The organism is Fischerella muscicola PCC 7414 (assembly GCF_000317205.1).
GTDB classification, from domain to species: Bacteria; Cyanobacteriota; Cyanobacteriia; order Cyanobacteriales; family Nostocaceae; genus Fischerella; species Fischerella muscicola.
Genome location: NZ_AJLK01000071.1, coordinates 1 through 9,483, shown reverse-complemented (window position 1 = coordinate 9,483; position 9,483 = coordinate 1). Strand labels below are relative to the sequence as shown.

Annotated in this window: 11 protein-coding genes; 5 read left to right on the top strand and 6 right to left on the bottom strand. The window is 40.0% G+C overall.

Annotation, left to right across the window (positions count from 1 at the left end):
- Positions 1–154: 154 nt before the first annotated feature.
- Positions 155–1,837, bottom strand: coding sequence for a purple acid phosphatase family protein (locus UYI_RS32390; protein WP_016866567.1), 1,683 nt, complete (start codon positions 1,835–1,837; stop codon positions 155–157).
- A 215-nt stretch (positions 1,838–2,052) separates the two neighbouring features.
- The gene (locus UYI_RS0110225; protein ID WP_016866566.1) at positions 2,053–2,484 is read right to left on the bottom strand and encodes a nucleoside deaminase; all 432 of its coding nucleotides are present in this window, start codon (positions 2,482–2,484) and stop codon (positions 2,053–2,055) included.
- Between the two features lie 17 nt (positions 2,485–2,501).
- Here UYI_RS0110225 and UYI_RS0110220 point away from each other — a divergent pair, with 17 nt between their 5' ends.
- The 5 genes from UYI_RS0110220 (at position 2,502) to UYI_RS0110200 (ending at position 6,926) form a co-directional block, all read left to right on the top strand.
- On the top strand, positions 2,502–3,437 hold the full coding sequence (locus tag UYI_RS0110220; protein ID WP_026085869.1) for a nucleoside hydrolase: 936 nt from the start codon (positions 2,502–2,504) through the stop codon (positions 3,435–3,437).
- A gap of 180 nt (positions 3,438–3,617) precedes the next feature.
- Positions 3,618–4,487, top strand: coding sequence for a tRNA pseudouridine(55) synthase TruB (truB, locus tag UYI_RS0110215; protein ID WP_016866564.1), 870 nt, complete (start codon positions 3,618–3,620; stop codon positions 4,485–4,487).
- A gap of 360 nt (positions 4,488–4,847) precedes the next feature.
- The gene (locus tag UYI_RS0110210) at positions 4,848–6,185 is read left to right on the top strand and encodes an AAA-like domain-containing protein (RefSeq protein WP_016866563.1); all 1,338 of its coding nucleotides are present in this window, start codon (positions 4,848–4,850) and stop codon (positions 6,183–6,185) included.
- 94 nt (positions 6,186–6,279) lie between these two features.
- The gene (locus UYI_RS0110205) at positions 6,280–6,522 is read left to right on the top strand and encodes a hypothetical protein (protein ID WP_016866562.1); all 243 of its coding nucleotides are present in this window, start codon (positions 6,280–6,282) and stop codon (positions 6,520–6,522) included.
- Positions 6,519–6,926: a putative toxin-antitoxin system toxin component, PIN family gene (locus tag UYI_RS0110200; RefSeq protein ID WP_016866561.1), complete on the top strand. Its 408-nt coding sequence runs from the start codon at positions 6,519–6,521 to the stop codon at positions 6,924–6,926. Before UYI_RS0110205 ends, UYI_RS0110200 begins: the two co-directional genes overlap by 4 nt.
- Positions 6,927–7,048: 122 nt before the next feature.
- Here the strand turns inward: UYI_RS0110200 and UYI_RS0110195 are convergent, their stop codons facing one another.
- The 4 genes from UYI_RS0110195 to UYI_RS0110180 form a co-directional block, all read right to left on the bottom strand.
- Entirely contained in the window at positions 7,049–7,675 is a 627-nt protein-coding gene (locus UYI_RS0110195; protein WP_016866560.1) for a hypothetical protein, read from the bottom strand.
- An 80-nt stretch (positions 7,676–7,755) separates the two neighbouring features.
- Positions 7,756–8,139, bottom strand: coding sequence for a hypothetical protein (locus tag UYI_RS0110190; RefSeq protein ID WP_016866559.1), 384 nt, complete (start codon positions 8,137–8,139; stop codon positions 7,756–7,758).
- Between the two features lie 304 nt (positions 8,140–8,443).
- Complete coding sequence (locus UYI_RS0110185) at positions 8,444–8,767, bottom strand: hypothetical protein (protein ID WP_016866558.1); 324 nt, start codon at positions 8,765–8,767, stop codon at positions 8,444–8,446.
- A gap of 116 nt (positions 8,768–8,883) precedes the next feature.
- On the bottom strand, positions 8,884–9,249 hold the full coding sequence (locus tag UYI_RS0110180) for a hypothetical protein (RefSeq protein WP_026085867.1): 366 nt from the start codon (positions 9,247–9,249) through the stop codon (positions 8,884–8,886).
- Between the last annotated feature and the right edge of the window lie 234 nt (positions 9,250–9,483).

The following is a 9,483-nucleotide window of genomic DNA, read 5'->3' as shown; positions in this document are numbered from 1 at the left end:
CCTACTTAGGCTTTTGCAAGAGGTCTATTGTGAAAGTGGGTTTTAGGTAAGTACTTAGACACAATTAATACACATTATTCTTTCTAAGAGTGCCTGTTGCAAGAGTGCCTATTGCCTGCCTCCATGAATGAATTTAATTTTGCCTAACCACTTATCAGTCTGCACTTGAGTCGCGTGTAATATTGCGGCAAAGCTTCAACTTAAATTCATCAAACTTAATTACCTCTGCATCTGTCTGGCGCATATCAAAACGATAGCTGCTGACTGTACCCGTACCTGTATCGAAGATACTGAACACTGTAATGTCGTTACTGGCAATGTAAGGCATAGGTTTACCATCTTCATCTAAAACAGGTGCAATTGTAGGTGTGAGTGGTTCTAACCCATTCGGATCACCGCTTGCCACATAATCCTGACTTTCCCAAGGTGGTAAATTCTTACGTTTTGTTTTGCCGTAGGCAGCGCCATAAGAATTGCCTACGTTGGAAGTCTCTAAAAAGTGCATCCCCGATGGACTGCAAAAGCGGTTCCATAAATGAGAATGACCAAAAAATACCAACTGCACTTCGGCTGCTTCTAATAATGGCAGCAGATCACGAATAATATAGTCTGCCTGTTTGGGGTATTCGTAACGCACTGCCTGAATATTGCCAGTTTCATCCCGTTCAATTATCTGTACTGGGTCAGTATAGGCAGGGATGATATTATCACCTAAAGTATGAGGCGGATGATGTAGCATTACGACTTTATACTTGGCTTGTTTAAACTCAGGGCTGTTAAGTTCTTGCACCAACCAGTTGTATTGTGGGCTTCCTTTGGCAATTGGTTCGTATATATGCTGACCGTAACCCCACTCTTGGGGATTGTTTAATTCTGTTTCTGATTCACCGTATTTTCCCTTAAATTTACCTTCATTAGTAGTGTAGCGCCACATATTCGTAGCATAAAGTACTACCAAACGCACATCACCAAAGCTAGTAGCATAGTAGGTTTTTCCGCCTTCTGGATTCTGCGGTAAAGTAAATATCTCTTCGTAGGTATCAGTATTAAAAGAATTCTCTTTGAGGGATTTCTCCCCATATAATTTGAGAGCTACTGTACGGGGAATAGTATCGTTAAACTCTTCGTTCAAACTGCCTTTTCTAGCATACCGCCCCATGATTTCATGATTACCAATGCAAGTAAACATGGGTGCATGTTGAATAATTTGTCCGCCAGTGTAGCTTGTTTTTATACCGTTATGTTCTATTTCATATTTAGCACGACCTTGTAAACAGGGGAAAAATGCACCACCCCGATGATCATCAAACCATTCACTAGCGCGATCGGGAATATTGGCTAAATCACCAGCAAACCAAACTGCATCGACTCGTCCAACTGTTTCTACAACTTTTTGTAAATTTGCCGCTACCATCGGCTTGATTTGGTGATCGGAGGTAAGGAGAATTTTTAGTGGTGTGTTGGGTGTTGGCGTAGGTGCAAGACTAAACACTCTACTACTGACACTTTGGTTATCTTCCCGTACACTTGTAATTTGATAAGGAATTCTTGTATTGGGAATTAAACCAGTTATCTCAGCTTCATGCCTCCAAATATGACGGTGAACAGGCTGCTGATAAACTTGTCCATCTTGGGTTTGACTCCCTACTCTTGATTGTTGATCTTCACGAGTATGGCTAAGTTTGGTAGTTGTGGCTAAAACTATTGTGGCTAAATTTTCACCATAGGAAACCAAATGTTTATTACCAGCAAACTCGGTGAACCATACTACTCGTATTGAATTTGGAGTTGGAAGTTGCAGAAATGGATCGGTAAGCAACTGGGGTGGTGAAGTCATACAGATTTTGGATTGGGGATTTTTACTTACAATCAATTATTAACCTGGGAAAAATCATATTTGAAAATCGACCACCGATGCACACAGATGCACACAGATGCACGCAGATAGATTTGCTAATTGCTGATTGGGGAACTCACCGCTCCCCTGTGGCGATTAGGGACAATGGGGATTTTTAATTGCGCTCAAGCATTAATTATTTCATCATTGATCTTTCATTTACCAATATCTTCGTTCCACAGTTCGGGATTTTGTTGAATAAATTCACTCATCATTTTTTCGCATTCTTCTAAGTCTAAATCAACGACTTCGACGCCGCGAGATACCATAAACTCTTTTGCACCAGGGAAAGTTCTAGATTCTGCGGCTATAACTTTTTTTATGCCAAATTGCACTACCGCACCAGCACACAAATAGCACGGCATTAAGGTTGAATAGAGTGTTGTACCTTTGTAGCTGCCAATTCTACCTGCGTTACGCAGGCAATCAATTTCGGCGTGGGTGACAGGATCGTTGTCTTGGACGCGCTTGTTATGTCCTCTGCCTACAATTTTGCCATCTTTGACAAGCACAGAACCAATGGGAATTCCACCTTCTTGTCTTCCTTGTTTTGCTTCGTCAATGGCGGCTTTCATGAACTCATCCATTTATTTATTCTCCTGTTATGGCTAAACAACTTGTATTAATGGATCACGATGGTGGTGTAGATGACTACTTAGCAACTATGTTATTGATGACTATGGATCATATCCAACTTCTTGGTGTCGTTGTCACTCCTGCTGATTGTTATGTACAGCCTGCTGTTAGCGCTACACGTAAAATCCTAGATTTGATGGGGGGTTCTCATATTCCTGTCGCAGAAAGCACTGTACGGGGTATCAATCCTTTCCCCTATCTCTATCGTCGTGACTCTTTTGTAGTAGATCATCTGCCGATTCTGAATCAAAGCGATCGCATTATTACACCTCTAGTGGCAGAACCTGGTCAGGATTTTATGGTGAAACTGTTGCGAGAAGCACCAGAACCTGTGACGCTAATGGTAACTGGCCCATTAACAACACTCGCAACAGCCTTAGACAAAGCACCAGATATTGAAACAAAAATTCAAAAAGTTGTCTGGATGGGAGGCGCGCTAAATGTCCCTGGTAATGTGGAAAAAAATTGGGAACCAGGACAAGATGGTTCGGCAGAATGGAATGTATATTGGGATGCAGTTTCTGCTGCACGAGTATGGCAAACCCAGATTGAAATTATTATGTGTCCTTTAGATTTGACTAATAACGTACCTGTGACATCTGAGATCGTACGAAAAATGGGACAACAACGCCACTATCCCATCTCAGATTTAGCAGGACAATGTTATGCACTGGTGATTCCCCAAGATTATTATTTTTGGGATGTACTAGCAACAGCTTATTTAGCTCGTCCAGAATTATATCAACTACGGCAGTGGGAAACCGAAATTGTCACTTCTGGTCTTAGCCAGGGACGTACAAAAATAGTATCTGGAGGTCGGAAAATTTACGCGATGGATAAGGTAGATAAAGAGGCCTTTTACGCTTATATTTTGCAACAATGGGCTAGATTTGTTAATGGTTAGTAGTTGGTAGTTAGTAGTTAGTGGTTGGTATTTTTCACTTTCCCCTTTCTCCTTTACCTTGTCCCAATCCCCGTTGCCCCTAATCCCCACCAGGGGCCGGTGAGTTCCCCGATCCGATTTCAAGCTATATTTATCAACCAAAAAATTTCATAATCCATCATTCATAATTCATAATTCATCGTGTTTGGTTTCCTCAATCTCAATAAACCATTTGGTTGGACTTCTCACGACTGTGTGGCGAAGACGCGAAAACTTTTGCGTCTCAAGCGAGTCGGACATGCTGGTACTCTCGACCCGGCAGCAACTGGTGTGTTACCTATTGCACTTGGTAAAGCTACTCGTTTGTTACAGTATCTCCCTGGTGAAAAAGCTTATAAAGCCACAATTAGACTTGGTGTACGTACCACTACTGATGATTTGCAAGGAGAAATAATTACAGAAAATTCAGTTACAAATTTAACTTTAGAATCTGTAAAAACTGCATTGCAAAAATTTCAAGGCAAAATAGAACAAATTCCACCGAGTTACAGCGCCATACAAGTAGACGGAAAGCGTTTATACGATTTAGCGCGTAAGGGTGAAATGGTGGAAGCGCCAGCGCGAACAGTGGAAGTATTCAAGATAAAGATTTTAGACTGGCGAGAGGGGGAATTTCCGGAGGTGGATGTTGCGATCGCCTGTGGTGCGGGAACGTATATTAGAGCGATCGCTCGTGATTTAGGTACAGTATTAGGAACTGGCGGTACTCTCGCGGCTTTGCAACGTACTGCTAGCAGTGGGTTTCAATTAGCAGATAGTCTGACTTTTACAGATTTAGAAGCACAATTGCAAGCCAGAACTTTTCAACCCCTTCCCCCCGATGTAGCTTTGCAGCATTTACCTTGTGTCAGTTTAAGCGCACCAGCAGATCAAAAATGGTGTCAAGGTCAGAAGATCACTTTTGAAAATAATTCTTCACAAATATTGCGAGTTTACGCAGAAGATGAACGCTTTTTGGGGATTGGACAAACAAAAGATGGTGTTTTGATTCCTCTGCTTGTTTTGGTTTGATCATTCGTATCTAGCTAAATTAAACTTTACAAAATATCCCAGTTTTACACATATCTTGGCTGATACCCTGGAAGTTTCTAGATGATATTGTAGGAACAGACTGTGGTTAATCAGACTCTATATTGTTGAACTTGTTTATTCCTCTACATAAGAAAATACGGTTGTGTGTACAAGTGTCAGAGAAAGCAAGAGAAAACAATGGTAAACCAGCATAGATAAGAAATCGCGATCGCAGATTTACTTTGAAATGGATGTTTGAGTGGTTTATTAAACACAGTACTTTTGATTTTGTCAGTTTTCAAAAATAGGTCGTTTATTAAAACTCAAATAATAATCCTATATATCTATTCAGGATGAAGAATGAACTGGGAAGAAGGGTTACAGATTTTAGATGCAGTTGTCTTTAACAAAAATAACAGACACTTAAAAGATGTGGAAATAATTATCCTTCAAGGATCATGGCAAGGACTAAGTTATGATGAAATTGCCAGCAAGGAAGCTTATTCAGCCCAATATCTCCGGCAGGATGTAGGTTTCAAACTGTGGAAGTTACTTTCAGAAGCATTAGGGGAAGAGGTTAATAAAACTAATTTTCGTGCAGCGATCAAGCGTTATAACTTTAGGAATATCAATACTCTGTCAACAGAAGTGCATCATGATAGTTACAGTACCATTAAAAATGAATTTGTATTAGAATATCCAGAAGGTTTAGTGCCACTGAATTCTGCATTTTACATCCAGCGAACGCCAATAGAAGAACGTTGTTATGAAACAATTCTCCACGCTGGTTCTTTAATTCGGATTAAAGCTCCAAAACAAATGGGTAAAACATCTCTGCTTGATAGAATTATCGCTCATTCAAATCAGAGAGGTTATCATACAGTACGTTTAAACTTGTTGCAAGCAGACACAAAAGTTTTTAGTAATTTGGATAAATTTTTGCGCTGCTTCTGTGCTTATGTTAGTCACAAATTAAAACTATCTACTTCATTCAATGAATCTTGGGATGAGTATAGGGGTAGCATTATTAATTGCACTACATATTTTGAAGATAATATTCTATATCAAATCAACAATAATTTAGTTTTAGCATTAGATGAAGTAGATAGAGTTTTTCAATATGCTGACATTTCTCAAGGTTTTTTTGCCATGTTACGTAGTTGGCATGAAGAAGCGAAAACGGTAGAAATTTGGGAAAAATTACGATTAGCTGTAGTACATTCCACTGAAAACTATGGATCGTTGGATATAAATCAATCACCATTTAATGTTGGGTTAGTAGTTGAATTGACGGAGTTTGCTCCAGAACAAATAGAAGACTTAGCCCAGCGTCATCAACTTGATTACAATCCAATCCAAATACAGCAATTAATGTCTATGTTTGGAGGACATCCATATTTAATTAGACTAGCACTTTATCACCTCGCGATTGGGGATATAACGCTGGAAAACTTATTACAAACTGCTCCCACAAATGCCGGAATTTACGAAGAACATTTACGGCGATTTTTGCATATTTTTCATGTCAATTCCAGCCTAGCCGAGGCATTTATGCAAGTAGTAAAGGCAACGGAACCAGTTGATATAGAAACAATACAAGCATATCAGTTATATAGTATGGGATTAGTTAAGAGAGTTGGCGATAAATTAGTCCCACGCTGTCAGTTATATCAACAATATTTTCGGGAACACTTATAGAATTAGGGCTAGTAAGACATCGCAATTTTCATCGTTACAGCATAAAATTAACTGAGTTAAAATATCTACAAAGATCAACAGAGGTACTACAAAGATGGCAACCCTTCATCTCAATACTGAGCAAGTTATAACACTGGTGAAGCAACTAGCAATTCCAGAGCAGCGTATGATATTGCAAGCTATCAAAGCAGAGCAAGATACTTGGTGGCAAAATAGACTTGATCAAGGAGAGTTACAGATGCGCTCTTTGAGTACAACATACGGACTAAACTGGGATATTATGACTGAACAAGAGCGAGAAGAATTCATAGACAATATCTTGCACGAAAAGCAATGATTTCTTATGTAGTTGTTTTCGATACCAATACACTCTTTTCAGGTTTAGGTTGGCGAGGTAGTCGCTATCGTTGTTTAGAACTTGCAAGAAATGGGCAGATAGAATCTGTAACTTGTCGAGAGATTTTATTAGAATTACGCGAAAAGTTACAAACAAAGCAAAATCGGTCTCCGGTGGATGCAGCCATTGATATTGAGCAAATTCTTGTTTTTTCTCGCTTGGTAGAAATTCCCAATAGCCTGAAAGTTGTTGTGGATGATCCTGATGACGATATGGTGATTGAATGTGCAGTTGTGGGAAAAGCAACACATATCATAACAGGTGATAAGCACCTACTGACATTCAACAAGTATCAGGATATTCATATTCTCAAAGCTGCGGCTTTCCTGGAATTGCTTGCTTGATATAGTTATCCACCCAACAGTGGACATCAGTCAACAATAGACGCAGATGGGATTCTGGTGGCAGAACTTTATCAAGGGCGTTGGAGCGTGGAAACTTTATTCCAAACTGTGACCCAAAACTTTCATGGGGAGATTTTTGGTTCCACAATGTCTCCAAAAGACAGGGCATTACTGCCGTTACGTGTGTTGTAAGCCCTGAGCATAGCAGCTTTCAGTATATTCGTATTAAGATCACCATCAGGCGAATCAGAGTTTACTTTACCTCCTAATTCTTTTGTATAGTTCCAAAAAATTACGTCAAAATACACTTTTTTCTTTAGGCGCTGATTATTAAGAAGCTTGAGACAGCCTTCAGCAAACTGCGGATAGTTAGAGAAGGAGTTACCTAAGAAGTCACGTAATTTAGGCTCACTAAAATCTATGTTGACAGTATCTAAAGCCTGTGCCAACTTTTGAGCCGACGCAGAAGCAGATAGAGGAACAGTCGGGACAGGAGTAGTTTCAGATGGTGAACTTGATATTGTAGAAGATTGTGAAGGAGTAGTTTCAGATGGTGAACTTGATAGTGTAGAAGGTTCTGAAGAAGAAGTAGAAGGTGATGGACTAGGCGAAGGTTTGTTGTTGTTGTATATCGTAGTGAATATAGTAATGATACCGCCAATTAACGCTACTGCGATCGCACTAATTGCAGTCCACGCCTCTTTACTAAGACCTTGCTGTTTTTCAGATTCTTTTTCTGGTTCGGTCATATAGCACTTGTTGCTTTTGGAAAAACTACCAGAACTTATCTGCCAATCAGAGCAAAGCGAACAATTGGTGTGACAAAAAGTTAAGGGCCAACACGGGTCACTTGCATACAACCCTGACCGTCATTAAAAACCTGCACGATTGCGTATTGATTTGACTGAACTAATAAACTCACATATTTAGCTGCACTTGCACTGTTGTCACAGATTACAGTTGGTTCGCCTGGTCTTAATGCTCGATCCGACCAGGTACACTGACCAGGAGACAAACCTTGAGTTGCAGCACCATCTCCAGGTTGGAATCTGATTCGCACCCCATTTCCACCATCATTTCTGATGCTCAGTGTACCCCCACCACGACAGGTCATCGGATAACTTTGTTGAGCATGTGCGGTGTCTGTAGCTAGAGTTGCAGTCAACATTGCAGCAACAGCAGCAGCTTGAAAAAGCTTAGAAAATAATGTCATCTTTTGACTCCTGACACTTATTTAGATAAGATTTTGATTTTTTAAAATCAATTTAGGCGTAATATCAAGTCCGGCTAATTACTTACGATATTATTCTGATGCAGTTGGGCATTGGGCAAGAGATTTTTCCCATTACCCATTACCAATTACCAATTACCAATTACCGACCTTCACAGATATGATAAGTCTTTAAACAGACATGATATAAGTTATTTAGCAGAAACTGTTCAGGTATTGAATAGGCGATCACATATCTGCATCTATTGCGATCGTTTATTCAATAACAGGGTAGACAGTCTCTATCCTATGTAATCAAAATTCCACTTACTTTGTCTTCACTCATTACCATCCGGGCGACAAATTCATCTCCACCATCAGCGAAACTGAGTTTCCACAGATAGATTTGATATTCGTGTTGTTTGAGATTACCGAAGTAAGTAATGTTATAACCCTCTACCATACGTGGTGATAGTTGGGAGCTAACCGAGTTAAACATTTCTTTGCTAATCCCTGTTTTATAGTCAGAATCTCCAACTGTCAGGAAAAGTTCGTAATTTGCTGTTGTTATGGCATCCAAGATTGTCTGTAAACTAGCAATTGTATTTTCTGGAGGATGTGTCGAACTCATAAATTATGCACTCCCGCAGCGATCGCACAACCCAATACCGAGTCTATTTTAGGTTTCCAATATCTTATGTTGGGTAAGCGCAGCGTCAACCCAAGCTACTCTTGCTATCTTGCTAATCAGCGAATATTAACTCCAATAATCTGTGGCTTGTCATTAACACAGTCCCGAATGAGTAATTGAACTTCCTTCTTATTCATAAATGCGTTCAAGAGAATTGTGTGAAATAAGCTGTGATCGGGATCATTTGGGTTTGTCGTATAACCACCATTAGTGACTGAGCAGTCATCAGGATTGACGAGCGGAGCGCTATGGTATACTGCCATACTGCCCCAACCTACACTAATAACATTGACTAAGCCCCACTCAGAAAGTATTCCTAGATGTTGAGCTTGAGCTTTATCCTGATGGCTGATGAGGGTAGAACCAATCGTAGTAGCAGATAGAGTTAGTATTAAAACAAAAAGTAAAATACGTCTGAGCATAATATCTCTTGGAATTTGCTGTTTTGACAAAGAACTCTTGCTGGAAAAATTTGTAAACATAATCTGCTCTTCTTCATGGGTAGTGTGGGAGGACGAAGTTATATCCTGCTCCTTCATGGGAACCACCCGCAGCACAAGTTCCTGTATTGTCATAACCGTTGTAAAACATTACTTGACACTTACCACAGAAGCGCCATTCTTCCTGTGTTGTTGGTGTTGACGGGACATTACTTG